Here is a 26,381-nt window from a genome sequence, read left to right on the forward strand (position 1 = left end):
ATCGACAGCCGTCCTCACGGGTGCGGTTTTTGGTACAGATTTTTGCCGGCCGAGCGGAGCGAGGCCGGGAAAAGGTGTGACTGGGACGTTCGTCTTCGAGGACGGGTCTCCCTCGTCGCCTCCGTCGCGGTCGACGCTCACTCGGCCGTGCCACGCTCGGCGCTCCGGCGGAGGAACGCCGCGTACGCGGCGACGAGGACGGCGACCAGCCCGAACGTGCCGATAGCGGCGACCCCCGGATAGTCCGCCAGCGGCGCGATCTCTCCGTCGGGCGGCGCGACGATGTCGACGACGCCGGTCCCGATCGACAGCGCGAGCACGGCGATCCACATCGTTCCCACCGCGTAGCCGAGTTCGACGAGCCGGTCTGCTCTCGCCGCGTGCGCGACGACGGCACCGCCGCCGAGGACCGGGACCGCGACGAGCGGACTCGTCGGATCGGAGAGGAGAACGCTCCCGCCGAGGGCGATCGCCGCCCAGTAGACGGCGACGGCGACGGCCGTGCGGAGCGAGTCGGGGACGAACACGGCGTGTGGGTTCGACCGGACGGCACAAAACGATCGGGGGCGTCCCGCGTGGCATCCCGTCGGCGGCCGCGGCGGTATTTATACTCCGGGAACGCGTACGACCGCGCATGCCGGAAGAACTCCTCTTCGAGTCGGAGAGCCGCCGGAGCCGCGAGGAGATCGCCGCGTACCTGCGGACGGTCGCGGACTCGCTCGACGCCGGGAACGCGATCACGCTCAGACGCGGCGACGAGTCGACGACGCTGGACCCGCCCGCGCGACCGACCTTCGAAGTGAAGGCGGAGCGCGAGGGGCCCGCCGACGGGCCGGGCGAGCTGAGCGTCGAGTTCGAGCTGGAGTGGGACGAGGACGGCGACGAGGAGAGCGCCGACGCCGAGTTAGAGATAGAGTAGTTTGCGGAGGAAGCCGCCGACCGCGGCGTTTCGTCGGTTACGGCACTTCGCCGGGGACCTCGACGAACGCGTCGCGCGCGGAGAGGTGATCGAGCGTGTCGTCGACCTCGAGGCGCACGGACTCCATCCGCTCGACGAGCTCCTCGTACTCCTCGGAGTTGGTCGTGCCGGCGGCCTCCAGCGCCGCCTTCTTCGAGGCGAGCGCGAAGAACTCCTGGCTCCGCTCGTCGAACGCGGCGCGGTGGAGGAGCACCTCGACGAGCGTGAGCAGGTCCTCCTTGGTGACCGGTTTCGTCTTGTAGTCGTCGAACGGCATCTCGACGATGTCGACGTCGGGCTCGACGGCGGTCAGCATCGCCACCCGGGCGTCGTACCCCTCGTCCCGGATCGCCTCTAACACCTCGTGGCCCGACATGTCGGGCATCCGGCGATCGAGCAGGACGATGTCGACCGTCTCGTCCATCGCGTCGACCGCCTCCTCGCCGCCGGTCGCGATCCGAACGTCGTAGGCCGGGTCGAGGTACACCCGGTACAGCTCCGCGAGGTCCGGCTCGTCGTCGACCGCGAGGACGGTCGCCTCCGGGCTCCCGGTCATGGGGGGGACCTCCCGGTCGGCGTCTCGCTATTTGCGAGCGCCGAACCGTTGCGTCCGCCCGCCGTTCGTGCGTCCATACGGACGCCTTGTTCCGTTCCGTGTAAAAACATTGACCCTCCGTTATCGGCGTTGATATCTCTGCGCGTCGGCGTGGCGATCACCGGACCGGAGCCGACGGCGATCACCGGACCGGAGCCGACGGCGATCACCGGACCGGAGCCGAGTCGGGTCGAGCTCTCTCGCCGCGTAGACGGCGACGGCCCTCCGCGCTCCGCGCATCGATCCGACGCGCTCTCCGTGACCCAAAGGCACATTTACGCCCGTAACCTATCCGGGCACAACGAATGTCTCACAGCCCCTCACTACCCGACCGCCCGCGGCTGGAGCTCGACCCCGAGATGAGCGACGCGGAGCGGCTGGAAGCGATCCGTCAGCACTACCAGCGGATCGTTCAGGTGAACGAGGAACTGGAAGCCCGGCTCGCGGACGCCGAGGGGCGCCGCGGGGAACTGAAAGGCGACGTCGAACAGCTGAAACGCGAAAACGAGGTTCTCAAGACCTCCTCGCTGTACATCGCGTCGGTCGAAGAGATCACCGACGACGGCGTCGTGATCAAGCAGCACGGCAACAATCAGGAGGTGCTCACGCAGGCCGCCTCGCGGCTCGACGAGGATCTCCGCCCCGGCGACCGCGTCGCGATCAACGACTCCTTCGCGGTCCAGCAGGTGCTCGACGACGAGACCGACTCCCGGGCGCAGGCGATGGAGGTCACCGAGTCCCCGGACGTCACCTACGCCGACATCGGTGGGATCGACGACCAGATCCGGGAGGTCCGCGAGGCCGTCGAGGACCCCCTCGAGAACCCCGAGCAGTTCGAGGAGGTCGGCGTCGAGCCCCCGAGCGGCGTCCTGCTCCACGGCCCGCCGGGCACCGGAAAGACGATGCTCGCGAAGGCGGTCGCCAACGAGTCGGACGCGACGTTCATCAAGATGGCCGGCTCCGAGCTCGTCCGGAAGTTCATCGGCGAGGGCGCGCGGCTCGTCCGCGACCTGTTCGAGCTCGCCGCCGAGCGTGAACCGGCCGTCATCTTCATCGACGAAATCGACGCGGTCGCCGCAAAGCGCACGGACTCGAAGACCTCGGGCGACGCCGAGGTCCAGCGGACGATGATGCAGCTGCTCTCCGAGATGGACGGCTTCGACGACCGCGGCGAGGTCCGGATCATGGCCGCGACCAACCGCTTCGACATGCTCGACGAGGCGATCCTCCGTCCGGGTCGCTTCGACCGCCTCATCGAGGTGCCCGAGCCCGGCCCCGAGGGCCGCGAGCGCATCCTGGAGATCCACACCGGAGACATGAACGTCGCGGACGGCGTCGACCTCGGCGCGGTCGCCCGCGACCTCGACGGGTACAGCGGCGCGGACATCGCCTCGCTGGCGACCGAGGCCGGGATGTTCGCCATCCGCGACGGCCGCACCGAGGTGACGCAGGCGGACTTCGAACAGGCCCGAGACAAGCTTCAGGACGCCGAGACGGAAGACGAGCGGGTCATCAACTACCAGTACTGAACCCCCGGTCTCCCGTTTCGCCGTTCGCTCCCGGAGCGGGCAGTTCGTAACCCCTTACCGCGCTCGCCGCCGACTCGTCGTCAATGAACACCATTCACGTCGCCGGCGGTGTCGGGGTCGCCGACACGGCGATGGCCTCCTACGACGCCGCGCTCGCGGACGCGAACCTCCACAACTACAACCTCGTGGCGGTCTCCTCCGTCGTTCCCGCCGAGGCGACCGTCGAAGCGGTGTCGGAGGTCCCCGACTTGGGACCCGCGGGGAATCGACTCACCGTCGTCGAGGCGCGCCGGACGATCGGCCCGGACGACGAGGTGGACTTCCGCGAGGGGGGCCGCGCGGGCGCCGAGGGCGCCGAGTCGAAGCGCGCGCCTCGCCGCCGCCCCGACGCGGTCGCGGGTCTCGGCTGGGCGACGGGCCCCGGCCCGGGGATCTTCTACGAGGTGACCGGCGAGGACCCGGACGACGTTCGCGAGCGGATCGGGGACGGTCTCGACGCCGGAGCCGACCTCCGCGACTGGGAGCTGCCCGACCGCGAGACGCGCGTCGAGACGGTCGCCGCCGAGCCGGACCGGTACGCGACCGCGATCGTGATCGCCGCGTACGGGGAGTCCGAGCCGATCCTGTAGCGGGCCGAGCGGACGGACCCGGCCCGCGCCGACGCCGCGGTCGCCGCCGCCGACGCCTTTTTGACTCGGCTCCGCGTACCAGACGTAGCTTCGAATGAACGGCAACAACCCGTACGCCGGGGCACCGGGTATGACGGACGCGGGCTCGCCCGCGACCGTCGACCTCTCTCCGGACCAGGAACAACAGCTCCGGCGCGCGGTCGCCGGAATCGTATCGCGCACGGAATCGTATCTCCCAGACAGCTACGCCGTCGGCTCAGAGCTGTCCGTCGGCGCCGACGGTCCGCAGGCGACGGTCGCGGTGAACCCCCCGGCCGGTCACCCCGTCTCGGCCGGCTTCACCCCCGATCCGGAGGACCTCGACGCCGGCATCGCGGAGTCCGACACCGACGAGGTCGCCCGCGGTCTCGCCGCCAGCGCGGCAGTCCAGGTGATGGACGCCGTCGGTGACATCACGCCGACCGCGAAGTGAGCCGCCCGACCGCGAAGTGAGCCGCCCGCCCGCGAACTGAGCCGCTGAGCTACTCCGCGCGCTCCGACCGGCCCGTACCGTTCTCTCCGCCCTCACCGTCGCCCCCCGAGCCGCCGCGCTCCTCGCGTTCGGCGCGCCCGTCGCCGTCGTCGCGCGGGTACACCCGCGGCTCGCCCTCGCCCGGCGGCTTCACGACGCCGGTGACGCGGCCGTATATCCCGAAGATGTCGTCGTACCCGTTCTCGCTCGCGAGGATCGGGACCACGCCCGGCTCCTCGACCTGGTGGGTGTGGACGTCGTCCTCGGCGAACACCGCGCCCTCCGGAATCTCCTCGAAGTTCGCGAAGTGGACGCGGGGGTCCCCGCCGCCCTTCGGTACCTCCTCGCTGCCCTTCACGACGACCGTCTCCGAGAACGTCGGCGGCTCGTCCGCGAGCGCGCCGTGGACTCGGAGGAACGCGAGGCAGGCATCGTAGCCGAACTCGACCGCCCCCTCGCTGCCCTGGCGGCCCACCTCGATCGAGACGGTGTGGGGCACCGTGGAGTCGAGCGTCGTCGACCGCAGCCCGCTCGCGTCGACGACGTGGTCGACGGGGAGCCCGGTGACGGTACGGCGGACCGACTCCGCGAGGTCGCTGAAGATGGCGAACGGGGGCGGCGCGCTGTGGGAGGTGTGGAGCGCGAGCACCGCGTCGAACCCCTCCAGCTCGGCGGTGAGCCGCGGCGCCAGCGCGCGCTCGTACTCCTCGCTGTCGGGATCGCCGGGGAACGACCGGTTCAGGTCCGCGTCCGTGTAGCGCGTCTCGGCTTCGATCGCGGGCTCGTTGGCCAGGACGAGCCGGACGAGCCCGCCGTCTCCGCCCTCTCTGTCGGCAGCGGCGAGCGAGGGGAGCTCCGCCGCGAGCCGCTCCACTATCCGCACGCCGGCGGGCTCGTCACCGTGGATCCCGCCGACGATCGCGACGCGGGCCGACCCCGCCGACCCGCGGTCGAACGTTTCCATACCGTCGGTATCCGCCGTCGGACCATAAATCGTCGCGGTCCGCGGTCAGTGAGTTCACCGGCCCAACCGCTTCGCGAGCGCGGCCCGGTACCGCCGCGCCAGCCGCCTCGCGACGAAGCGGTCCCGGGGGTCCACGCCGAGGAGGCGGAGCGAGCCGACGTACGCCGCGAGGCCGACCGCGCTCCCCGCGAGGACCGCCGAGGGCCCTGTCAGGAGCGTCCGGACTCCGTACATCGCGCCGAGGGCGACGGCGCCCGCCGCGAGCGGGATGAGGAAGCTCCGGTCGAACGGCCACAGCCCCTCGAAGCGGCGCAGGAGGAGGACCTGGATCCCGTTCTGAACCGCGATGGCGAGTGACGTGCCGAGCGCGGCGCCGACGAGCCCGTACCGGACGACGAACGCGTACGTGAGCCCGACGTTGAGGACCGCGAGCAGCCAGTCGAGCGCCATCCGCGCGTACTGGTGGTCGGTCATCATCAGGAGCCAGCCGGTCGCCCCCACCGCGCTCCCGACGAAGACGCCCCCGAGGTAGACGACGAGCGGCACGTACCCCGCGACGTACGCGTCGCCGAACAGTCCGAGGATCTCCCGGCCGTACACCGTCAACACGGCGAGGATCGGGACGACCGCCGTGACGATCTGTCGCGTGACGGAGCCGTACACCGCGTTGAGCGTCGCCGTCCGGTCGCTCGCGTACAGCTCCGAGGCGACGGGGGGAAGCAGTTGGTTGAACGAGAGGAGGGGGATCCACGCGACCGCGATCACCACGAGGACGACGTTGTAGACGCCCGCCGCGGTCGCCGTCAGCAGCGCGCCGACGAGCAGCACGTCGACGCGGTTCTGGAACACCTTTCCGAGGCTGCTCATCGCGACGGGCGCCGCGTGGTCGTAGAACCGCCGCGCCTCTGCGCGAGCGCTCCGGAGCGACGGACGGACGCCGGTGACGGACGCGGTGAGCGGGACGGCGACCGCGGCGAGGGACGCGGTCGCGGCGACGATAGCTCCGGCGACGCCGACGACGGAGTAGCCGAGCGCGAGCGCGCCGAGGACGCCGACGAGCCGGGCCCCCGGGCGCAACAGCTTGTTGAACAGTATCTCGCCGCGGGCCGACCCGACCGCCCGGAGGAGGGCGGACGCGACCATCACGACGCCGAGCAGCCCGACGAGTCCCCCGAACGCGCGCATCGTTCCCGGGAACCCCGGTTCGGTGACGGTGCGGGCGTTTATCACCGGCGCGGCGAGCCAGACCCCGGCCGCGATCGCGACCCCGAACCCGACCGTCGTCGCGTACGCGAGGCCGGCGACCGCGCCTTGCCGCTCCGGGTCGTCCCCGTACTCCGGGAGGTAGCGCTGGATGGCGGGAACGCTGCCGAACGTCACGAGCCGAGAGAGTAGCTGGGCGATCCGCCACGCCAGCGCGTAGACGCCGTAGGCTGTCGGGCCGAGCCCGCGAGCCAGCGCGAACTCGGTCGCCGCGATCAGCGCGCGCTGGCCGGCGACGCCCCCCGAGGTGAGCACCGCGCCGTGGGCGATCGTCTCCAGCGCCTCGCGCTCGTCGTCGGGGATCGCGGCGTCCCGCTCGGCGGGCGCACCGCTCTCCGGACTCTCCGCGCGTCGGCCGGCGTCGTCGGGGGCGCTCGCCACGGGGGCTCTACCGGTTCGGTTTCGGTCGGGTCAAAAAAGGGACGCGTTTCGCCGCCGGTCCGGACGGGACCGCCGCCGCGCCGCCGTGGCTCACCAGCGCTGGTGGACGTGTTCGCGCACGTAGTCGTCGTACACCTCGCTTGCGGCCTCGCGCTCGGCGTCGGAGAGCGAGTGTGCCTCGCTCGCGGCCGCGTTCGCCCGGACGTGCGCCGGCGTCGTCGATCCCGGAATTACCGTGGAGACCGCGTCGTGGTCGAGGATCCAGCGCAGCGCGAACTCGGGCAGCGGGCGGTCGTCGGGGAGGCGCTCGTCGAGCGCGTCGACCGCGTCGAGGCCCGCCTCGAACGGGACGCCGGCGAACGTCTCGCCCACGTCGAAGGCGTCGCCCTCGCGGTTGTAGTTGCGGTGGTCGTCCTCGGGGAACTCGTCGTCGCGCGAGAGCGCGCCCGTGAGCAGCCCGGAGGCGAGCGGCACCCGGCAGATCACGCCCACGTCGCGGGCGGCCGCCTCGTCCAGGAACAGCTCGGCGGGCCGCCGCCGGAACGGGTTGAAGATGATCTGGACGGACTCCACGCCGGGGTATTCCATCGCCTTCAGCCCCTCTTCGACGCGCTCGACGCTGACGCCGTAGTTCGCGATCCGCCCCTCGTCCGCGAGCGTTTCGAGCGCGTCGAACGTCTCCGGTCGATAGTAGACGTCCGTCGGCGGGCAGTGGAGCTGGACCAAGTCCAGCGTGTCGGTCCCGAGGTTCTCCCGCGAGCGGTCGACGAACCGCCGGAGGTTCGGCTCCGTGTAGCGGTCGGCCTCGTGCGGATCGAGCCGGCGGCCGGCCTTCGTCGCGACCGTCACGTCGCCGCTCTCGATCTCGTCCGCGAGCGTCTCCCCGACGATCCGCTCCGACCGGCCGTCGCCGTACACGTCGGCGGTGTCGAAGAAGTCGATCCCGGCGTCGCGGGCGGCCTCGACCGCCGCGACCGCCTCCGCTTCGCTGACTTCGCCCCAGTCGCCGCCGATCTGCCAGGCGCCGTAGCCGACCTCGCTGACTGCGCCGACGCCGCCGAGTTCGCGGTGGTTCATGTCGCCCGCATCTGATCGGGGCGGGGGCAAGGGCGTTCCGGAGGCGGCAGCGGCCGAGCGACGCGGCCGGCCGCGTCGAGGACCCCCGACGCCGACCCCGCCGGCGGTGTCGCGAACGGCGGGAGCGCGGCGGCCGCCTCAGCGGGTCGCTACGCTCGACCGTTGAGCGGACAGACGAAGAAGTCCGGCGGGCCGAACCCCGGTCGGCCCAACGTGACCGTGACGTACTCCTTGTCCAGGATGTCGTCGTCGTTCGTCAGCGGGGCGTCGCGATTGAACGCGTCGACGTCCGTCACCTCCGCCGAGAAATGCGTCCACTGGCCGCCGTTCCACCCCTCCTCGCCGGGTGCCGACTCCGAGACGAACGGCGAGCGCTGGGCGTCGCTCGCGTCCGCGTTCGCCACGATGGGTCGCTCTCCGTCGTGGAGGAAGTAGATCTTGTCTTCGGGATCCGGGCGTTCGTCGAGTACCTTCACCACGTTCGTGCGCCAGAGGTCGCCCTCGGCGTACACCCGCCCGAACGTCTTTCCGTTCCCCTTCTCGCTTCCCTTCCCGGGATTCGCCGCGGCGACGCCGGCACCGCCGACGCCGGCGACGGCGATGGCCGTTCCGGCCCGGAGGACCCGTCGTCGCGTCTGGGTGTTCGTTCCGTTCATTGGTTCTCGGAGGCGCTCTGCCTCCGGTTTCACCGACGAATGGTCGCTTAAAGAATATTTTTCCAACTCGCTGCGAACTCCGTTCAACATTGCGTCAAAATCCTCGCGAGCGGCGGTCTCCGTCGGCGCTCGGCCGGGAACCTCGACAGGGTCCCCGCGCGAACGGTCCGCCCCGCCTCGGGGCTGGAACCGGTGTATCGGTCCGTCCGCGGGTCACAGCGCGTCCGCTAGCGCGTCCATCGTCTCCTCGACGCGCCCGACGCGCGCGTTATGGCCCATGTGACCGACGCGGAGGACGTCCTCGGTACCGTCGCCGAGCCCGGTCGCGAGCACCACGTCGTGCTCCTCCCGGAGCGTCTTCTGAAGCGCCTCGGCGCGGCCGGGGACCTCGAAGGCGGTCACCGTCGGCGAACTGCGCTCCGGGTCGGGGACCGGCTCCAGCCCCAACTCGGCGCCGCGCTCGCGACACCGCGTCGCGGCCGTTTCGTGTCGCTCCCGCACCGCGTCGAGCCCCTCGTCGAGCAGCAGGCCGAGCGCCGCGTCGAGCGCGACGACCTCGGTCGTCAGGTGCGTGTACGGGAAGCCCTCGCTCACGTCGCGGAACGGCAGGAAGTTCGCGTACAGCGAGTGGGGGTCGCGCTCCTCCATCGCGGCCCACGCCCGGTCGCTCACCGCCGCGGTCGCGAGCCCCGGCGGCGCGCTGAAACACTTCTGTGAGGCGCCGAGGCACACGTCGATCCGGTCGGTCGGCACCGAGACGCCGCCGAGCGACGAGACGGCGTCGACGACCGTCAGTATCTCCGGATCCGCGGCTTCGATGCGGTCGAGCGCGGCGGCGACGTCGTTGAGCGTCCCGGTCGGCGTCTCGCAGTGGACCGCCGTCGCGATGTCGAAGTCGCTCTCGTCGCTCGCCAGCGCCTCGTCGAGCGCGTCGAGCGGCAGCGGTTCGTCGCGTTCGGCCGCGACCAGCGTCGCCTCGCCGCCGTACGCCTCCACGAAGTCCGCGAACCCCTCGCCGTAGAGACCGTTCGCCAGACACAGCACCTCGGTGCCGGGCTCGACCAGCGAGGCGACCGCGGCCTCCAGCCCGAGGATGCCCTCGCCGCCGAGGGCGACGACGTCGCGCCCGCCGGCGGCGGCCGGCACGCTCGGGTCGACGCCGTAGGCCCTCGCCAGCCGCTCCGTGAGGCGGTCGTATATCTCCCGAAACCGCGGGTCCACGTCGGGGTTGATAAGCTCGCGGGACATCGCGTCGCGCACCGGTTCGGGGACCGCGGTCGGTCCCGGCGTCATGAGCATACGCGTCGGTTCGGCCGGCGGTACATAAGCGGTCCGCGCGAGTCGTGCCGAGTTCGCGGTGACCGACGGGCCGACACGCTGATATATTTCTGTCGCCTGCGTTCCGGTACGATGATGCTTCCGACCCACGTGCTGGCGGGGATGCTGCTTGCGACCCCGCTGGTGCGCGTGGCGCCGGAACTGGCGCCGGTCGGGTTCGCCGCCGGCTTCCTCGGTGGACTCGTCCCCGATCTCGACATGTACACCGGCCACCGGCGGACGCTCCACTACCCCGTCTACTACTCCGCCTTCTCCGTCCCGGCGCTCCTCGCGGCCGTGCTGGCGCCCTCGACGCTCACCGTCGGCGTCGCGCTCTTTCTCCTCGGCGCGGCGCTCCACAGCGTCTCGGACATGTATGGCGGCGGCCTGGAGCTCCGCCCGTGGGAGGGGAACTCCGACCGCGCGGTGTACGACCACCGCCGCGAAACGTGGATCTCACCCAAACGCGGCGTCCGGTACGACGGCGCCGTCGAGGACCTCGCGCTCTCCGTCGCGCTGGGGCTCCCGCTCCTCGCGCTGGTCGACCCTCCGCTCCGCGCGGTCGTGATCGGCACGCTCGGGGTCGCGGTCGTCTACGCCGCCCTTCGACGGCGCCTCGCGGAGATCGCCGCGGCCGTGATCCCGCTGCTCCCGTCGTCGCTCGACCCGTACCTCCCCGAGCGGTACCGGTGACCCGGCCGCCGCCTGAATCAACGTTATTAGGTGCCCCGACTCGTTTCATCCGACAACAGTCCGCGCCGGCGACCGATCCGATCCCGGCGCGCCGAACCCACCATGCAACAGTACCTCGACCTCGTCGACGACGCGCTCTCGACGGGCACGTACAAGCCGAACCGGACCGGCGTCGACACCATCGCGACGTTCAGCGGGCAGTACACCGTCGACCTCGCGGAGGGGTTCCCCCTCCTGACCACGAAGAAGATGGACGGTTATCGGTGGAACTCGCTCATCCACGAGGTGCTGTGGTACCTCTCGGGTGAAGAGCACGTCCGGAACCTCCGCGAGGAGACGAAGATCTGGGACGCGTGGGCCGACGAGGAGGGGAAGCTCGACACCGCGTACGGCCGGTTCTGGCGCCGCTACCCGGTTCCTGAGGAGGCCGCCGCGCTCCCCGGCGAGACGTGGCCCGACGACGCGGACCGCTGGGTCACCGTCGAGGAGGACGCCGACGGGACGACGCGTCGCACGTTCGACCAGATCCGGTACGTCCTCGACACGCTGGAGGAGAACCCCCACTCCCGGCGGATGGTCGTGAACGCGTGGCACCCGGCGAACGCCGCCGTCTCGACGCTGCCGCCCTGCCACTACACCTTCGTGGTGAACGTCCAGGACGGCCGGCTCAACCTCCACCTGACGCAGCGGTCGGGCGACATCGCGCTCGGCGTCCCGTTCAACATCGCGGCGTACGCGCTGCTCGCGAACGCGCTCGCCCAGCGGACCGACTTCGAGGTCGGGGAGTTCGGGCACACCGTCGTCGACGCGCACGTCTACTGCGGCCGGGGCGACCGCGGGAAGTGGTACGCCAACAACCTCCGGTACGTCCAGGAGCGGCTCGCGAACGTCGAGCGCAAGGGCGACTACCTCGACGTGAAGAGCTGGGTCGAGCGCACCGCGCCCGACGAGCCGAACGGGCAGGAGGGGTACGACCACGTGCCCGGCCTCCTCGAACAGCTCTCGCGAACCCCCCGCGACCGCCCGCGGATCGAGATCGCGGACAAGCCGCTCGACGAGTTGACCTACGAGGACGTCGCGGTCGTCGACTACGACTCCGCGGACGGCATCTCGTTCGCGGTCGCGGAGTGATGGGGGACGCGGATTCCGACGCCGGGGACGACGGCTCCGACGAGCGCGCGCTCGACCCCGACCTCGTCCTCGTCGCCGCCGTCGCCGAGAACGGCGTGATCGGCGCCGACGACGGGATGCCGTGGCACTACCCCGCCGACCTCGCGCAGTTCAAACGGCTGACGACCGGCCACCCGGTGATCGTCGGCCGGAAGACGTACGAGCGCATCGCCGACCGGATCGGCGGCCCGCTTCCCGACCGGACCAGCGTCGTGTTGACGACCGGCCCCCTGGGCGACGACGACCTCCCGGCGGGCGCGGTCGTCGCGCACGACACCGAATCGGCGCTCGCGCGCGCGACCGCGGACGCCGCCGACCGCGGCGTCGACGAGGTCTTCGTCATCGGGGGCGCGACCGTCTACGAGGCGTTCCTCGACCCCGCCGACCGGATGGTGCTCACCGAAATCCCCGAGCGGCCCGACGGCGACACGCGGTTCCCCGAGTGGGACTCCGACGCGTGGGTCGAGCGCGCCCGCGAGACCGACGGCGACCTCGCGTTCGTCACCTACGAGCGGCGGGACGCGGAGTGAGCGGCGTCGGAGCGGGACCGAGCGCCGGGACGCGCCCCGCTCGCACCGAGCCCGCGACTCACTCCAGAAATCGCGACTCCGCGCCGCCCGAGGGCATCGTACACCGGTCCTTCTTTCCGAACCAGCGGTACCGGTTGTCGGCGACGAAGTCGTACACGCGGTCGCGGACCGCCGCGGGGACGTATCGGAACGGGGAGAGCAGTCGATAGCGTCCGCCGAGCCCCGTCGCGATCTGGATGACCGCGGACGACTTCACGTAGCTCTCGCCGTCTTCGATCAGCACGATCGACTCCAGTTCGTCGGTCGCGAGGTCGTGTTCGGCCAGCAGCGCCCGTCCGACGTCGGACTGGAGCGAGGCGAACCGGTACTTGCCCTCCGGATCGCGGGGGAGGATGAACTGTACGAACCCGCTACAGAGGTTACAGACGCCGTCGAAGAGAACGATCGAGGCGTCCTCCGGGAGACCCTCGTCCATCACTCTCGGAGGTACGCCGCCGTCGCAGTTGAGGATTCCGATGGATTCGATCCGAGGGACCCTCTCGCGACCGCCGAGACGGAGACGCCCGTTCCGCGCACGGAAAACTTATCGTCCCGGTACCTCTCCAACAAGCCGAAGTACAGAGTATGGCTCGGAACCTCTCGACCGCGAGCGTCCGGTCGCGGCTCTCCGCGGTCGTCCGACGGCTCTCGGCGGCGGTCGCCGCGCGCGTCTCGGTGGACCCCCGCGCGCTCGCCGCGTTCCGGATCGGGCTCGGAGCGCTGCTGATCGCCGACCTGCTCCTCCGCTCGCGCTCGCTGACCGCCTTCTACACCGACTACGGCGTGCTCCCGCGCCGGGCGTTCTTCTCTGACTACTCGACGAGCTACTCGCTCCACGCGCTCTCCGGCGAGCCGTGGGCCATCGCGTCGCTGTTCGCGGTCGCGGGCGGGGTCGCCCTCGCGCTGCTCGTCGGGTACCGGACGCGACTCGCGACCGTCGTCTCGTGGCTACTGCTGTTCTCGCTCCACGCCCGGAACCCGATGGTGTTGAACTCGGGCGACGGTCTGCTTCGCATGCTGCTCTTCTGGAGCGCCTTCCTCCCGCTCGGCGCGCGCTGGTCGGTCGACGCCGTCAGGCGAGCGGACCGGGGGGCCGACGCGGCAGCCGACGCCGCTCCCACCGCGGATCCCGTCGGCGGTCCCGCGTCGGGCGACGGCGGCGGTCCCGCGTCGGGCGACGGCGGCGGTCCCTCGACGCCGGGTCCGAGCGAGCCAGCGGTGGCGAGCGTCGCCACGATGGCGATCCTGGTACAGATACTGGTGATGTACCTGACGAACGCCGTCCACAAGTACAGGAGCGACCTTTGGATGGGCGGCGAGGCGGTCGCGTACGTCATGCGTGCCGACCAGTTCACCTACCACCTCGGAAACCACCTCGCCGAGTTCAGCGGCCTCCTCCGCGCGTTCACGCTCCTGTGGGTCGCGCTGCTGTTCGCGTCGCCGCTGTTGCTCCTGCTCACCGGGACTCCACGCGCCGTGCTCGCCTCGCTGTTCGCCGGAATGCACCTCGGGATGGCGGTCTCGATACGGGTCGGTCTCTTCCCCGTCATCGTCGTCGTCGGCCTCATCCCGTTCTTCCAGACGCCCGTCTGGGACGCTCTCGACCGCGCCGTCGCCGGCCTGAACCGGTCGACGCGGCTCGCGCGCTGGCGGGCCCGACTCGAATCTCTGGCGAGGGCCGTTCGCTCGCTCGCCGCGTCGCTCCCCCGACCGACCGCCTCGAGGCGTCTCGACGGCCTCCGGAGCGAGGGCCTCGCCGCCGGTATCGCCCGCGGACGCGCCCGCTTCTCGGCGGTCGTGCCGACCGTCTTCCTCGTGTTGATCCTCCTGTCGAGCGCGGGATCGGTCGGCTACGCCGAGGTCCCGGATCCCGCCGCCGACGCCTTAGACGCCGTCGACATGCAGCAGTCGTGGCAGATGTTCGCGCCCGATCCGATCCACACGACCCGGTGGTACGTCGCGTCCGGGACGCTCGAAGACGGGACCGAACGGGACGTGTTCCGGGACTCGACCGTCGACTTCGATCGGCCGGCTCGCGCGGAGACCACCTACCGGACCGCGCGCTGGCGGAAGTACCTCAAGAAGGTCTCTGCCGCCGACAACGAGAACCACCGCTCGTACCTCGCGAACTACCTCTGTACGGACTGGAACCGCACCCACGAGACGGACGTCGAAACCGTGACCATCTATCGGCTGTACGAGCGGATCCACCCGTACAACGGGACGGTCGAGGCCGCGAACGAGTTCGAACTGATCGAGTACGACTGCTCGGGCGAGTTCGTTCAAGACGCGTGATCGCCCGCCTCGGTACCGCCGGTCGTCGGCGGTGTCGCTTCGCCGGGGACGGCGGCGCCTAGTTCGAACGAGCGGGCGTCCGGTCCGCGGCCGCTCGCTCCTCGAGAACGGTCGTTCCGCGACCGACCCGCGTCTGGTAGGCGCGCGCCTCGATCCCGGCGCCGGCGAAGGCGTCGAGCATCGCGGCGGCGATGTCGCGGCGGTCGCGCTCTCGGCAGGCCGCGATCACCGCCGGTCCGGCGCCGCTGACGCTGACGCCGGTCGCGCCCGCGTCGAAGGCGCGCTCGCGCACGTCGTCGTAGCCGGTGATCAGGCGGGCGCGTTCGGGGGTGACCACGGGGTCGTCCATGCCGAGCCCGACGAGGTCCGGATCCGAGCGACACATCCCGATCGCGAGCGTCGCCGCGTTGCCGACCGTCTCGACCAGCTCCTCCATCGAGGCGGTCTCGGGGACGACCCGGCGGGCGTCGCGCGTCGAGACCGCCACGTCGGGCAGACAGACGACCAGGGGGATCGCGGCGTCGACCGACCGGGTTCCCTCGGCGGTCGTCACGGTGAAGCCGCCGAGGATCGAGGGGGCGACGTTATCGGCGTGCGCGACGCCGGAGACGACCGCCTCGCCCTCGGCGGCGATCGGGACCAACTCCTTCCGCGAGAGGCCGCGGTCGTACAGTCGGTTGAGCGCGACCGCGGCGCCCGCGGCGCTCGCGGCCGAGGAGCCGAGCCCCGAGGCCGGGCGCACGCCCTTGTCGATGTGGATCCGCGCGGGCGCGTCGAGCGCCTCGACGACGGCGCCGACGGTGTTCTTCTCGGGGTCCTCCGGGATGTACTGCGCGCCGACGCCGGTGACCTCGATCGTCGTCTCGGCCGCCTTCTCGACCGTGACGACGTCGGCCGGCCGCGAGAGGGCCGCCCCGAACACGTCGAAGCCGCTCCCAAGGTTCGCGCTCGTCGCGGGGGCCCGTACCGTTACCATGACGGGGAGTGTCACCGGTGGGGCAAAAAGGAGCGGGATCGCACAGAACGACGGCGAGATCGGTCGGGGTCGTCGAGACGGGGCGGGGGAGAAAACACGGCGCGGAGGGGAGACGGGCGGGGGCTTCGCGGGTCGGCGTCAGCGAGCCATCGTCCACAGCAGCGCGCCGACCAAGACGAGGGGAATGCCCAGGAGGATGAACGTCTTCGGCATCGTCGTGTACGGCGCCATCAGGAAGACGACCCCGAAGACGGCCAGAATCGACGCGATGACCTTCTGGGACTTCAGCGGCGCGGCGCCCAGAAGCGACACGAGGAGCCCGAACAGGACGATATGCCCGAGGTGGTAGTCGAGCAGGAACGTGTCGATGACCAGCGGCGAGAGCATTCTTGGCCGAAGGTGCGAGCGATTCGCGCATTAAAGTTCCGTTTCTCGCGGCTCGGGACCGACCGCCGCGTGCCGATATTATAAGGATCGCCGGCACGACCGGCGACCGTGCGACTCGTTCAGGTCATGATTCCGGCGGGCAAGCGGGCCGCGGTCGTCCGCGCGCTCGACGACGAGGGGGTCGACTACGTCGTCACCGACGAGACGAGCGGCCGGGAGTACACCGCGGTCGCGACCTTCCCGCTGCCGACGGCCGCCGTCGAACCCGTCCTCGACCGCCTGCGGGAGGCGGGGATCGACGAGAGCACCTACACGGTCATCGTCGCGGCCGAGACGGTCATCTCGCGGCGGTTCGAGGCGCTCGAAGACGAGTACGCGGAGGACGCCGAACACGGCGGCGACCACATCTCCCGGGAGGAGCTTCAGGCGAAGGCCGAGGGCCTCGCGTCGGGGAGGGGGACGTACGTGTTGATGACCGTCATCTCGGCGGTGATCGCCACCGCGGGGCTGCTGCTCGACTCCCCGGCGACCGTGGTCGGATCGATGGTGATCGCGCCGCTCATCGGGCCGGCGATGTCGGCCGCGGTCGGCACCGTCGTCGACGACGAGGCGCTGTTCCGGCGCGGCGTGCGGATGCAGATACTGGGCGTCGCGGTCGCGGTCCTCGCGGCGACGGTGTTCGCGTTCGCGCTGCGGTCGCTCGCCCTGGTTCCGCCCGGACTCGACCCGCTCGAACTCGCGGAGGTGTCGGAGCGGGTCGCGCCGAACGTCCTCGTTCTCGTCGTCGCGGTCGGCGCCGGGATCGCGGGTATCGTCTCGCTGATGACCGGCGTCTCCGCGACGCTCGTGGGGGTGATGATCGCGGTGGCGCTCATCCCGCCCGCGGCCGCGGTCGGGATCGGGATCGCCTTCCGGATCCCGCGGCTCGTGATCGGCGCGGGCGTCATCGTCGCGGTGAACGTCCTCTCGATCAATCTCTCTGCGCTCGTCATGCTGTGGTACGAGGGGTACCGCCCGCAGCGGTGGTTCCGCGAGGACGACGCGCGCTCGGCGTTCCTCAAGCGCGCCGCCGTGCTGGCGGTCGCGATCGCGCTCCTCTCGGTGTTCCTCGGCGGCGTCACCTACGAGTCGTACGTCGCCTCGACCACCGAGGCGGACATCCGCGCCGCCGCGAGCGACGAGCTGACGGCGCTGGACTCGGAGTTCGAACTCCTCGAACTGTCGGTCGAGCGCACCGGAACGGTCCCGCCGCTGGAAACCGAGCGGGTGGTGATCACGGTCGGCGTGCCACCGGGCGGCTCCGTCGAGGGGATCGCGCCCGCGATCGACGACCGGATCGAGACCGTGATCGGCAGCGAAGTCACCGTCGAGGTCCGCACGGTGACCGTCGAGCGCGCCTGAATCTGCCTCGGCGGTCACCCTCTGCCCGCGGTCACCCGGCGACGCCGCCGCACTCACGACCGTGTCGCCCGCGATCACCCGGGGTGACGCCGCCGCAGTCGGTCGTTTTCCGACCGCGTGACCGGAAGAGCAAGGGCTTTTTATCGGGCCGCCGTCGCGCCGGCCAGTGACGGACTCAGAGCGACCCGACGACGATTCGATGCGGGAGGTCGTCGAGCGGTCTCGGAGCGGTGCGCCGGCGGTCGGAGAGGCGGTCCGGGACCGGTTCTCCTCGGACGAGGTGTTCCAGCGGATCATCGCGGCCGCGGACGAGGAGGTGACCTCGGGGAGTCGGGAGCTGTTCTTCAGCGGGCTCGCCGCCGGGCTGGCGATCACGATCACGTTCATGTTGTACGCGTCGCTGACCGCGTCGACGGACTCTCACCCCGTGTTGAGCGTCCTTCTCTATCCGCTCGGATTCATCTACATCATCATCGGCGGCTACCAGCTGTACACCGAGAACACCCTCCCGCCGGTGGCGCTCACGCTCGAACGGCTCGCGAGCATCCCGACGCTGCTTCGCCACTGGACGATCGTGCTCGCCGGGAACTTCACCGGCGGTGCGATCGGCGCGGCCGTCCTCTCGTACGGCGGGGTCTTCACCGGCGACACCGTCGGGGCGGCGCGGTACATCTCCCGGGGCGGGTTCGACGTCGGCGCCGTCCCGCTGTTCTTCAAGGCCGCGATGGCGGGGTTGATCGTCGCCGGCGTCGTCTGGGTCGGCTTCGCCTCCACCGACTCCGTGAGCCGAATGCTCGTCGTCTACCTCGCGTTCCTCGCGATCCCGCTCGGCGACCTGTTCCACGTGGTCGTCTCCTTCACGGAGGTGCTCTACCTGTTCTTCGAGTACAGCATCCCGCTGTACGGCGCGGAGATAAGCCTCTACTCCGGACTCGTCGGCTTCGTGATCCCCGTCCTGCTCGGGAACACCATCGGCGGGGTCGTCTTGGTCACCCTCGTCAACTACTTCCAGACCAGCGAGGAGCGCCTGGAGGAGGCGCGCTTCGAGGGGGTGACCCGTCGGCTGACGGTCCCCGAGTGGGCCTTCGGCCGCGCGGCCGGACGTTCGTACGTCCCGATACTGGACGCGACCGAGGCGGGGCTGTTCGCGGGCGAGGGGTATCGGATCATGGTCCCGATCACGAACCCCCGGACTGACGGCCCGATCGTCGAACTGGGGGCGCGGCTCGCGAGCAGCCACGAGGAGGGCGTCGTCCACATCGTCCACGTCGTCCAGGCGCCAGAGCGCATGTCGCTGTCCTCGGGGGACGCGGGGCGCCGGATCGCGGACGTCTCCGCCGAGGGGATGGCCGATCTCCGGTCCACCGCGACGGAGTACGACGTCGAGGTGGCGACCTCGACCGTCGTCTCGCACCGCTCGTTCGAGGAGGTGTTCGACGCGGCGCGGCGGACCCGCCCGGACGCGGTCCTGATGGGGTGGGGCGACGACCAGCTGTGGGGCGCCGCCCGCGCGGAGCGGCCAATCGACGAGCTCACGAACCAGCTCCCCTGTGACTTCCTCATCCTCAACGAGCACGAGCTCGACACCTCCCGGGTCCTCATCCCGACGTCCGGCGGCCCGGACTCGGACCTGAGCGCGGAGGTCGCGAAGGTGCTCGCCGACACCGCCGGCGCCGAGGTGACGCTGCTTCACGTGGTCGACGGTCCGGAGAAGCGACCGGGGGGCGAGGCGTTCCTCGCGGCGTGGGCCGACGAACACGGCCTCGACGACGCGGAGCTCGTCGTCGACGAGGGCGGCGACGTCGAGGCCGGCATCGCGCGTGCGGCCGCCGACGAAACGCTGATCATCATCGGCGCCACCGAGAAGGGGCTGCTCTCCCGGCTGGTCTCGAACTCGCTCCACCTCGACGTCATCCACGACGTGGACGCCTCAGTGTTGCTCACCGAACGGCCCAGCGCCCGGTCGCTGCGCGAGCGGCTGTTCGGCTCCGGCCGCCGGGCCACCGACATGTCGGCCGGCGTCGACCGCGACGCGGAGCTGTCGCAGGGCACGGACGTGGGGTCCGCCGAACGCAGGGAGAGCGACCGCGACGCCGGCGACGACACCGACGGCGAGGAGGTGGCTGACGACGACACCGACGGGACGGCTGCCGCCGGCGACGAGGGGGTCGACGCCGGCGGTTCGACCGACGAACGGCCGCCTCCCGACGACAGCTACATCGCCGACCACGACGACGCCGACGAGGAGGCCGCCGGCGGGGCGGACCCCGAGGACACGGTCGGTGAGGGCGACGGGCGATAGCGAAAACGGCTCTTTGCGTTATCGGCGGCTTATAGGTGTCCGGGATCGATTCGGAGCGTATGGACAGGCGACTGACGGCACTCATCGGCATCGCGGCGCTCGTCGCGCTGGCCGGCTGCTCGGGGCTCGCGGGAACCGCGACTCCGGCCGGCGGCGACGAGGCGCAACTGGAACGGAGCATCGAAGTGACGGCCACGGGCGAGGCGACGTCGGCGCCCGACCGCGCCACCCTCCGCGTCGCGGTCACCGCGACCGGCCCCGACGCCGAGGCGGTCCGCGACGAACTCGACGCGGGCGACGAAGAACTGCGGGCGGCCTTGACGGAGTGGGGGCTCGACGACGACGCGATCCGGACCGCCCAGTACGACGTCCGCGAGAGCTACGAAACCCGCGAGGACCCGAACCGGACGCGGTACGAGGGCGTCCACCAGTACGCGATCGACCTCGACGACGTCGACGCCGTCGGAGAGGTGATCGACGTGGCGGTGAACGCGGGCGCCGACCGGGTCCAGCGGATCCAGTTCGGACTGAGCGAGGAGACGGAACGCGAGGTCCGCGAGGAAGCGATCGCGAAGGCCATGGCGAACGCGGACGCCGACGCGGCCGCGCTCGCGAACGCGAGCGGCTTGGAGGTCTCCGGCGTCTACGAGGTGTCGACGGCGCAGTCGGGAGGAGGGGTGTACGTCGAGCGCGCCACCGCTGCCGCTGGCGGCGGCGACGCGGGCGCCTCGACCGCCATCGAGGCCGGTGACGTGACCGTGAGCGTCTCGGTGAAGGTCGTGTACGAAGCCGTCCCGGCCTGACGGCGCGAGCGACCGGCCTCTCCCGCGTGCGAGCGTCGCGGTCGGCGCCCGGCTACTCTCCGTCGCGGGTGGGGAGGTCCGGCTCGTAACCCACCGCGTCGACGGCCATGTCGAGGACGGCCTCGACGTTCTCGTCCTCGGTGACGCTCATCGTCGCGTCGACGGACTCGGCCTGGACCGCCTCGAAGCGGTCGTGTTTGTTCGCCACGGTGAGCAGCGGCACGTCCGCGCCGAACAGCTCGCGGACCTCCTCGCGGAGCTCCAGCTGGACGTCGAGGGGGTAGCCGCAGTCGCCGGAGGGGTCGAGGACGAAGACGACGGCGTCCGCGAGGTGTTCGAGGGCGCTCACCGCCTGCCGCTCGATGTCGTTGCGCTCGTCCTCGGGCCGGTCGAGGAGGCCGGGGGTGTCGACGATCTGGTACCGGACGTGGTTCCGGTCGAAGTGGCCGATCTGGACCCCCTTCGTGGTGAACGGGTACTCCGCGATCCGGTTCGACGCGCGGGTGACCCGGTTGACGAACGAGGACTTCCCGACGTTCGGGTAGCCGGCGACGACGATGGCCGGCTCGTCTGGCCGGACGTCCGGCAGCACCTTCAGCTGGTCGCGCGAGTCGCCGATGTAGCGGAGGTCGTCTTCGATCTGGTCCATCACGTCCGCCATGCGGGCGAACGCCTGCTTGCGGTGTTTCCGCGCGGTGTCGACGTCGGAGTCGCGGATCTTCGTCGTGTACTCGTCGCGGAGGTCCTCGATCTGGCGGCTGGCCCACATCACCTGCGAGAGCGCCTGTCGGAGGCGGTCGACGTCGACGATGGCGTCCGCGAGCTCGTAGTAGAACGGGTCGACGTCGAAGCCGAAGTCGGGCCACGAGGTGACGACGTTCTCGAGGTTGTCCGAGAGCACGTTGCCGGCGGTCCGTAGCATCGACTCCTGCGCCTCGTGGCCGCGCTTCGCTCGCCCGGCCCGCGCCGCCCGCGAGAACGCCTTGTCGACGAGTTCCTCCGCGCGCGGAGTCGTCGGGAGGCCCTCAAATATCATGTTACCGCGGCTTGGCCGCCGACGCGTATAAGACCGTCCGTTCGCGTACCGCCGCGACACGGCGGCGCACGGTCGAACGCGCTGACTTCCCGGAGAGCGTTCCCGACCGCGAACGACGACGAACGTTCGTTATCTATCTCGCGCATATTTCGAGATATATTTATGCCCTAAAAGAATACGACCGGCCATGCCACGCTCGTTCACGCCCACGGCGTACGAGGACCTCGACCCGGACCGTCGCCCGAGCCTCGCGGCGGCGCTGGTCCCGGTCCTCGCCGTCGTGGCGTTCCTCGGCATCGGCTCGGCCGTTCTCGGCTTAGACCCGCACCCGCCGCTCCTCTGGAGTATCGCCTTCGTCGGCGCGTTCGGCCTGTGGCTCGGCTACGACTGGGACGAGCTGTTCGACGGAATCGCCAACGGCCTCGTCATGGGGCTCCAGGCGATCCTCATCATCTTCACCATCTACGGGCTGATCGCCACGTGGGTCAGCGCCGGCACGATCCCCGGGCTGATGTACTACGGGCTGGAGATCCTCTCGCCGACGACGTTCCTCCCGGCGGCCGCGGTCGTCGCCGCGGTCGTCGCGTTCGCGATCGGCTCCTCGTGGACCACCGTCGGGACGCTCGGCGTCGCCTTCGTCGGCATCGGCGCGGGGCTCGGCGTCCCCGCCCCGATGACGGTCGGCGCGGTCCTCTCCGGCGCGTACGCCGGCGACAAGCAGTCGCCGCTCTCCGACACCACGAACCTCGCGGCCGGCGTCACCAACACCGACCTGTACGGCCACATCCGCCGCATGCGGACCGGCACCGCGATCGCCTTCGGGCTCGCGGTGCTCGGCTTCGCCGCGCTCGGCCTCCGCGCGAGCGGGGCCATTCCGGCGGGCCGGATCGCGGACATCCAGGGCGCGCTCACCGGAACGTACGCGATCACCGTCGTCGCGTTCGTCCCGCTCGTCGTCACCTTCGGGCTGGCGATCCGCGGGTACGCCGCGCTCCCGACGCTCGTCGCCGGCGTGTTCGCGGGCGTGCTCACGACGATACTCGTCCAGGGGGCCGGCTTCGTCGCCGCCTGGGAGACGTTCATGTCCGGGACCGCGCCGGAGTCGGGCTCGCAGCTGGTGAACGACCTCCTCGCGACGGGCGGGCTCACCGGCTCAGCGTGGACGATCACGGTCGTCGTCGCCGCGCTGTCGCTCGGCGGGATCTTGGAGCGCACGGGCGTCCTCGCGGTGATCGCCCACGCGTTCACGTCGGCCGTCCGGAGCCCGGGCGCGCTCGTCGCCGGCACCGGCGTCTCGGCGATCGTCATCAACGCGCTCACCGCCCAGCAGTACATGAGCATCGTCCTGCCGGGCGTCACGCTCCGGAACACCTACGACGAGTTCGGCCTCGACACCGACCAGCTCTCCCGCGCGGTCGAGGCCGCCGGGACGCCGACCGGCGCGCTGTTCCCGTGGCACGCCGGTGCCGTCTTCATGGCGAGCGCCACCGGCGTGCCGACGCTGGAGTACGCCCCCTACTACCTGTTCGCGTTCCTCTCGCCGCTCGTGCTGTTCGTTATGGCCGCGACCGGCTACACCATCGACGTGGGGCCGCTCGCGGCCGACGCCGACCCGGGCGAGACCGCCGCTCCGACCCCCGGAAGCGACGACTGACTCTCAACAGGGGGCGATCGACCCCGCGTTCGACACGTTTACGCGCCCGCCGAGCCGTTCGTTCCACATGAGTCTGGAGGTCGCCGTCGCCGCCCCGTTCAAGGCCCGAGCCAGGGACCGGCTCGGACAGGGGGAGTTCGTCGTCGCGCTGTCGCTGGAGCGGGAGTGGTTCTCGCCCGATCAGGCGAAGCGCCTCGTCGACGTCGCGGTCGGTCGCGGCCTGTTGGCGTCCGAGGACGGCGATCTGGTCCCGCGGTTCGACCCGACTGAGGTGACCGTTCCCGAGGGGTTCTCGCCCGACGAGTCGATCCTCCGCGAGCAGTCCACCTTCGAGAGCGCGCTCGACGCCATCGTCGCCGCGGGCGTCGAGAAGCAGCGCGCGGTCGCCGCGATCAACGAGCGACAGCGCGCGCTCGCGGTCACCATCGAGGCCGCCGCGGTCCTCTACGCCCGCGAGCGAGGCGCCGCGGTCGACCGCCTCGCCGCCGAGGTGCGCGAGGAACTCGCCGCCGAGGCGGGCGACGGCGCGACGGTCGCGGACGACGTGACCGACGACTCGACGGTCGCGGACGACGCGGACGACGCGACCGACGACTCGGGGGCCGCCTGAGATGGTCGCGGACCGCCTCTCCGACGGCGTCCGGATCGCTCAGCTGCTCGCCTCCGAGGTGACGGGAAACGAGAGCCGGCTCCGCGGGCTGACGGTCGCAGACGCCGACCGCGACGTCGAGCCGACTCCCGACGGCGCGCTGGCGTACCGGATCGCTCGCGAGACGCCGGAGGGGAGAGCCGGCGCGACGGACGAGGCGACTCCCGGCGAGCCGATCGCCGAGGTGTACGTCCAGCCGGACCGCGCCCGGATCGAGGCGATCGCCGGCCCCGACGCGGCCGCGACGGCGGCGAGGGAGGGCGACCTCCGCGTCCGTCCGAAGGCGGTCCGCCCGCCGCGGACGCTGGTGTTCGTCGAGGACGGCGCGCAGGTGAAGCGAGTGCTACCGGTCCTCGAAGCGATCCGAAACGCGTCGGACGACGAGTAGCCGACGGCAGGCGCCGATCCGCTGAAACGAGTTCTCGCCGCCTCGCCGCGCGCTCACTCGGGCCGTCCGCCGTCGCCGACCGCGGCGTTCGGCCCGGGCGAGCCGTCGGGGTCGGCCGCCTCGCCGGTGACGTCGAAGTCGCGGACGAGCGCCCCGAGCCGCTCCGCCTGCTCCGCCAGCGAGCCGGCCTCCGCGGTCGCCTCGTTCATCGCGGTCAGCTGCTCGTCGGCGGCCTCGGCGACCGCGTCCGCCTCGTCGGCGGTCGACTGACTGATGTCCGCGACCTCCTCGGCCATCGAGACGGTCTCCTCGGTGCTGGCCGCCTGATCGTCGGTGGCGCGGCTGATCTCGCGGATCCCCTCGTCGGTCTCCGCGGCGTTCTCCGACACCCGCGCGAACGCGCCGGCGGCGTCTTCGACGGCGTCGGCGCCGGCGGCGATGTTCTCCTCGGCGCTCCGGACCGCCGTCACCGTCCCCTCGGTCTGCGACTGCGTGGCGCCGATCAGCTCTTCGATCTCCGTGGCCGCGTCCTGGGTCTCCTCGGCCAGCTGTTTCACCTCGTCCGCGACGACCGCGAAGCCGTCGCTCCCGCCGCCGCCCCCGCCGGCCCGCGCGGCCTCGATGTTGGCGTTCAGGGCGAGCAGGTTCGTCTGCTCGGCGATGTCGCCGATGAGGTCGACGATCTCGCCGATGTCCTCCATCCGCTCGTCGAGCTGCTGGACGGTCCCCGCGGCGGCGTCGAGCGCCTCGCGGGACTCCTCGACGCGGTCGATCGCGGCCTCGGCGGTCTCCTCGCCCTCGTCGGCGATGTCGGCGGTCTGCTCGGCGACCTCGACGACGGTCTCGGTCGAGGAGGCCACCTCCTCGATCGTCGCGGAGAGGTCGTTCATCTCGTCGGACACCTGCCGGAGCATCTCGCGCTGCTCGTCGGCCCCCTCCGCGATCTCGCTTACCGACCGACTGACGGCCTCGCTCCGGTCGCTCGCGGTCTCGACGCCGCGGACCGTGTTCTCGCTCGCGTCCGACACCTCCCGGGCGAACGACCGGACCTCGCTCATCGCCTCGTCGATGTCGTCCATCATCCCGTTGAACGCCGTGCCGATCTGCGCCATCGCCTCGCTCTCGCTTTCGGCGTCGAGCCGAACCGTCAGGTCGCCGTCGGCCGCGCGGTCCATCGCGGCGCTGTAGTGGTCCGCCTTCGTCTCGAGGTGGCTGTTCAGCCGCTCGACCTCCTCGCGGCGCTGTTCGACCTCCGCCTTCGCGGCCTCGACGTCCTGGATCTCCGACTGCTTCTGCTCCGCCAGTTCGAGCTGCTCGCGCGCCGCCTCGCGCGACTTCTCGATCGAGTACCAGTTGACCATCAGCGCGCCCGCCAGCGCGAGGACGAACACCGCGTGGATCCCGCCCCAGACGATCGGGTTCTCGATCGCCGCGGTGTGGTTGTAGACGAGGCTCGAATCGATCAGGCTGAACGCGCCGTGGCCGACCGCCACGTACACGACGCCGACGGCGAACGGGAGCCAGTCCTCGTACAGCGCGAGCACGCCGATGAACACGAAGAAGCTGAAGTGCGCCTCGATGTACCCGCCCGACAGCTTCACCATCGCCATCGAGACGGTCATGAGGCTGAACGCCGTGAGCACCGTCCGCTGACGGCGGCCGAGCCGCGGCCAACTCGCCAGCCCGGCGGTGGCGAGGATGACGGCGACGAACCCCCCGAGCATCCACAGCGGCGTCGCCGGGATCTGCGCGCCGGTGAACGACTCAGTCCCGTCGTAGAGCCCGAGGCCGATCAGGAACGGGACCTGAACCACGGTGGCGATCAGGATGTTCCGGTGCCGCGGCGCCCACATCTCGTCCGGCATCGAGGTGCCGTCCGGGATGTATCGGATCACGTCCCGCACGCTCGCCGCCAGCCCGCCCGATTCCCCCGATCGCGTCTCGGTCGCAGTCTCTGCCATACCCGGCGATTGTCGTATGATATAAAAACACGTCGTCTCCAACTATTACCGCTGATACCGTCGTTTAGCTCCCGTAGTGCGGGTAATAAATTGATCCCAGTCCCGCCGCGGAGCTATCGATACCCCGCTCGCTTTGCCTCTTTCTCGACGAAAGCCGAATTAGTTCGGCGGCCGGGGAGGCGAACCCCTCGGGACCGCGGTCGCCGGACGGGTCGCG

26 protein-coding genes are annotated in these 26,381 nt (G+C 71.0%); 14 read left to right on the forward strand and 12 right to left on the reverse strand.

What is annotated here, in order from left to right; genetic code table 11:
• Window positions 1–137 precede the first annotated feature (137 nt).
• Entirely contained in the window at window positions 138–527 is a 390-nt protein-coding gene (locus tag BM286_RS04180) for a hypothetical protein (protein WP_092920315.1), read from the reverse strand.
• Between the two features lie 107 nt (window positions 528–634).
• Between BM286_RS04180 and BM286_RS04185 the strand changes: the two genes are divergently transcribed.
• On the forward strand, window positions 635–919 hold the full coding sequence (locus BM286_RS04185; protein ID WP_092920316.1) for an amphi-Trp domain-containing protein: 285 nt from the start codon (window positions 635–637) through the stop codon (window positions 917–919).
• Between the two features lie 37 nt (window positions 920–956).
• Here the strand turns inward: BM286_RS04185 and BM286_RS04190 are convergent, their stop codons facing one another.
• Window positions 957–1,514, reverse strand: coding sequence for a response regulator (locus BM286_RS04190; protein WP_092920317.1), 558 nt, complete (start codon window positions 1,512–1,514; stop codon window positions 957–959).
• 344 nt (window positions 1,515–1,858) lie between these two features.
• On the opposite strand from BM286_RS04190, the gene pan2 reads away from it, so the two are divergent.
• From pan2 to BM286_RS04205, 3 genes are all read left to right on the forward strand, one after another.
• Window positions 1,859–3,082 carry a proteasome-activating nucleotidase Pan2 gene (gene pan2, locus BM286_RS04195; RefSeq protein WP_092920318.1) on the forward strand — a complete coding sequence of 408 codons (1,224 nt, stop codon included), beginning with the start codon at window positions 1,859–1,861 and terminating at the stop codon, window positions 3,080–3,082.
• A gap of 83 nt (window positions 3,083–3,165) precedes the next feature.
• Window positions 3,166–3,711 carry a pyruvoyl-dependent arginine decarboxylase gene (locus tag BM286_RS04200; protein WP_092920319.1) on the forward strand — a complete coding sequence of 182 codons (546 nt, stop codon included), beginning with the start codon at window positions 3,166–3,168 and terminating at the stop codon, window positions 3,709–3,711.
• Window positions 3,712–3,805: 94 nt separating this feature from the next.
• Window positions 3,806–4,183: a DUF5811 family protein gene (locus tag BM286_RS04205; protein WP_092920320.1), complete on the forward strand. Its 378-nt coding sequence runs from the start codon at window positions 3,806–3,808 to the stop codon at window positions 4,181–4,183.
• A 49-nt stretch (window positions 4,184–4,232) separates the two neighbouring features.
• Here the strand turns inward: BM286_RS04205 and BM286_RS04210 are convergent, their stop codons facing one another.
• The 5 genes from BM286_RS04210 to BM286_RS04230 all read right to left on the reverse strand — a co-directional run bounded on the left by BM286_RS04210 (window position 4,233) and on the right by BM286_RS04230 (window position 9,862).
• Window positions 4,233–5,186 (reverse strand): M14 family metallopeptidase, encoded by a 954-nt coding sequence (locus BM286_RS04210; protein WP_092920321.1) that lies wholly within the window; start codon window positions 5,184–5,186, stop codon window positions 4,233–4,235.
• Window positions 5,187–5,240: 54 nt separating this feature from the next.
• The gene (locus BM286_RS04215; RefSeq protein WP_092920496.1) at window positions 5,241–6,752 is read right to left on the reverse strand and encodes a lipopolysaccharide biosynthesis protein; all 1,512 of its coding nucleotides are present in this window, start codon (window positions 6,750–6,752) and stop codon (window positions 5,241–5,243) included.
• A 168-nt stretch (window positions 6,753–6,920) separates the two neighbouring features.
• Entirely contained in the window at window positions 6,921–7,907 is a 987-nt protein-coding gene (locus BM286_RS04220; RefSeq protein WP_092920322.1) for an aldo/keto reductase, read from the reverse strand.
• A gap of 149 nt (window positions 7,908–8,056) precedes the next feature.
• Window positions 8,057–8,563 carry a hypothetical protein gene (locus BM286_RS04225; RefSeq protein WP_092920323.1) on the reverse strand — a complete coding sequence of 169 codons (507 nt, stop codon included), beginning with the start codon at window positions 8,561–8,563 and terminating at the stop codon, window positions 8,057–8,059.
• Between the two features lie 213 nt (window positions 8,564–8,776).
• Window positions 8,777–9,862 (reverse strand): pyridoxal-phosphate-dependent aminotransferase family protein, encoded by a 1,086-nt coding sequence (locus BM286_RS04230; RefSeq protein ID WP_092920324.1) that lies wholly within the window; start codon window positions 9,860–9,862, stop codon window positions 8,777–8,779.
• Between the two features lie 114 nt (window positions 9,863–9,976).
• Between BM286_RS04230 and BM286_RS04235 the strand changes: the two genes are divergently transcribed.
• The 3 genes from BM286_RS04235 to BM286_RS04245 all read left to right on the forward strand — a co-directional run bounded on the left by BM286_RS04235 (window position 9,977) and on the right by BM286_RS04245 (window position 12,273).
• Window positions 9,977–10,573 carry a metal-dependent hydrolase gene (locus BM286_RS04235; RefSeq protein WP_174548992.1) on the forward strand — a complete coding sequence of 199 codons (597 nt, stop codon included), beginning with the start codon at window positions 9,977–9,979 and terminating at the stop codon, window positions 10,571–10,573.
• Window positions 10,574–10,675: 102 nt separating this feature from the next.
• Window positions 10,676–11,704: a thymidylate synthase gene (gene thyA, locus BM286_RS04240; protein ID WP_092920326.1), complete on the forward strand. Its 1,029-nt coding sequence runs from the start codon at window positions 10,676–10,678 to the stop codon at window positions 11,702–11,704.
• Window positions 11,704–12,273 carry a dihydrofolate reductase gene (locus tag BM286_RS04245; protein WP_092920327.1) on the forward strand — a complete coding sequence of 190 codons (570 nt, stop codon included), beginning with the start codon at window positions 11,704–11,706 and terminating at the stop codon, window positions 12,271–12,273. The genes thyA and BM286_RS04245 overlap by 1 nt, the downstream gene beginning before the upstream one ends.
• Window positions 12,274–12,331: 58 nt before the next feature.
• On the opposite strand, the gene BM286_RS04250 is transcribed toward BM286_RS04245, so the two are convergent.
• Window positions 12,332–12,748, reverse strand: a complete 417-nt coding sequence (locus tag BM286_RS04250) for a thiol-disulfide oxidoreductase DCC family protein (protein ID WP_092920328.1) — start codon at window positions 12,746–12,748, stop codon at window positions 12,332–12,334.
• A gap of 149 nt (window positions 12,749–12,897) precedes the next feature.
• Between BM286_RS04250 and BM286_RS04255 the strand changes: the two genes are divergently transcribed.
• Window positions 12,898–14,607 (forward strand): HTTM domain-containing protein, encoded by a 1,710-nt coding sequence (locus tag BM286_RS04255; protein ID WP_092920329.1) that lies wholly within the window; start codon window positions 12,898–12,900, stop codon window positions 14,605–14,607.
• A 58-nt stretch (window positions 14,608–14,665) separates the two neighbouring features.
• On the opposite strand, the gene BM286_RS04260 is transcribed toward BM286_RS04255, so the two are convergent.
• Window positions 14,666–15,583 (reverse strand): homoserine kinase, encoded by a 918-nt coding sequence (locus BM286_RS04260; RefSeq protein ID WP_092920330.1) that lies wholly within the window; start codon window positions 15,581–15,583, stop codon window positions 14,666–14,668.
• Between the two features lie 138 nt (window positions 15,584–15,721).
• Window positions 15,722–15,970 (reverse strand): hypothetical protein, encoded by a 249-nt coding sequence (locus tag BM286_RS04265; protein WP_092920331.1) that lies wholly within the window; start codon window positions 15,968–15,970, stop codon window positions 15,722–15,724.
• Between the two features lie 126 nt (window positions 15,971–16,096).
• On the opposite strand from BM286_RS04265, the gene BM286_RS04270 reads away from it, so the two are divergent.
• The 3 genes from BM286_RS04270 to BM286_RS04280 all read left to right on the forward strand — a co-directional run bounded on the left by BM286_RS04270 (window position 16,097) and on the right by BM286_RS04280 (window position 20,476).
• Window positions 16,097–17,371, forward strand: coding sequence for a TIGR00341 family protein (locus BM286_RS04270; protein ID WP_092920497.1), 1,275 nt, complete (start codon window positions 16,097–16,099; stop codon window positions 17,369–17,371).
• Between the two features lie 166 nt (window positions 17,372–17,537).
• Window positions 17,538–19,673: a formate/nitrite transporter family protein gene (locus BM286_RS04275; protein WP_092920332.1), complete on the forward strand. Its 2,136-nt coding sequence runs from the start codon at window positions 17,538–17,540 to the stop codon at window positions 19,671–19,673.
• Window positions 19,674–19,732: 59 nt separating this feature from the next.
• The gene (locus tag BM286_RS04280; protein ID WP_092920333.1) at window positions 19,733–20,476 is read left to right on the forward strand and encodes an SIMPL domain-containing protein; all 744 of its coding nucleotides are present in this window, start codon (window positions 19,733–19,735) and stop codon (window positions 20,474–20,476) included.
• 52 nt (window positions 20,477–20,528) lie between these two features.
• Here BM286_RS04280 and BM286_RS04285 read toward each other — a convergent pair whose 3' ends face one another.
• Window positions 20,529–21,512, reverse strand: a complete 984-nt coding sequence (locus tag BM286_RS04285) for an NOG1 family protein (protein WP_092920334.1) — start codon at window positions 21,510–21,512, stop codon at window positions 20,529–20,531.
• A 187-nt stretch (window positions 21,513–21,699) separates the two neighbouring features.
• On the opposite strand from BM286_RS04285, the gene arcD reads away from it, so the two are divergent.
• From arcD to BM286_RS04300, 3 genes are all read left to right on the forward strand, one after another.
• On the forward strand, window positions 21,700–23,166 hold the full coding sequence (arcD, locus tag BM286_RS04290) for an arginine/ornithine antiporter ArcD (protein WP_092920335.1): 1,467 nt from the start codon (window positions 21,700–21,702) through the stop codon (window positions 23,164–23,166).
• Between the two features lie 67 nt (window positions 23,167–23,233).
• On the forward strand, window positions 23,234–23,776 hold the full coding sequence (locus tag BM286_RS04295) for a DUF2240 family protein (RefSeq protein ID WP_092920336.1): 543 nt from the start codon (window positions 23,234–23,236) through the stop codon (window positions 23,774–23,776).
• 1 nt (window position 23,777) lies between these two features.
• Window positions 23,778–24,203, forward strand: a complete 426-nt coding sequence (locus BM286_RS04300) for a hypothetical protein (RefSeq protein WP_092920337.1) — start codon at window positions 23,778–23,780, stop codon at window positions 24,201–24,203.
• A 53-nt stretch (window positions 24,204–24,256) separates the two neighbouring features.
• Here the strand turns inward: BM286_RS04300 and BM286_RS04305 are convergent, their stop codons facing one another.
• Window positions 24,257–26,164: a methyl-accepting chemotaxis protein gene (locus BM286_RS04305; protein WP_092920338.1), complete on the reverse strand. Its 1,908-nt coding sequence runs from the start codon at window positions 26,162–26,164 to the stop codon at window positions 24,257–24,259.
• Between the last annotated feature and the right edge of the window lie 217 nt (window positions 26,165–26,381).

This window comes from Halorubrum sodomense, from assembly GCF_900111935.1.
GTDB lineage: Archaea > Halobacteriota > Halobacteria > Halobacteriales > Haloferacaceae > Halorubrum > Halorubrum sodomense.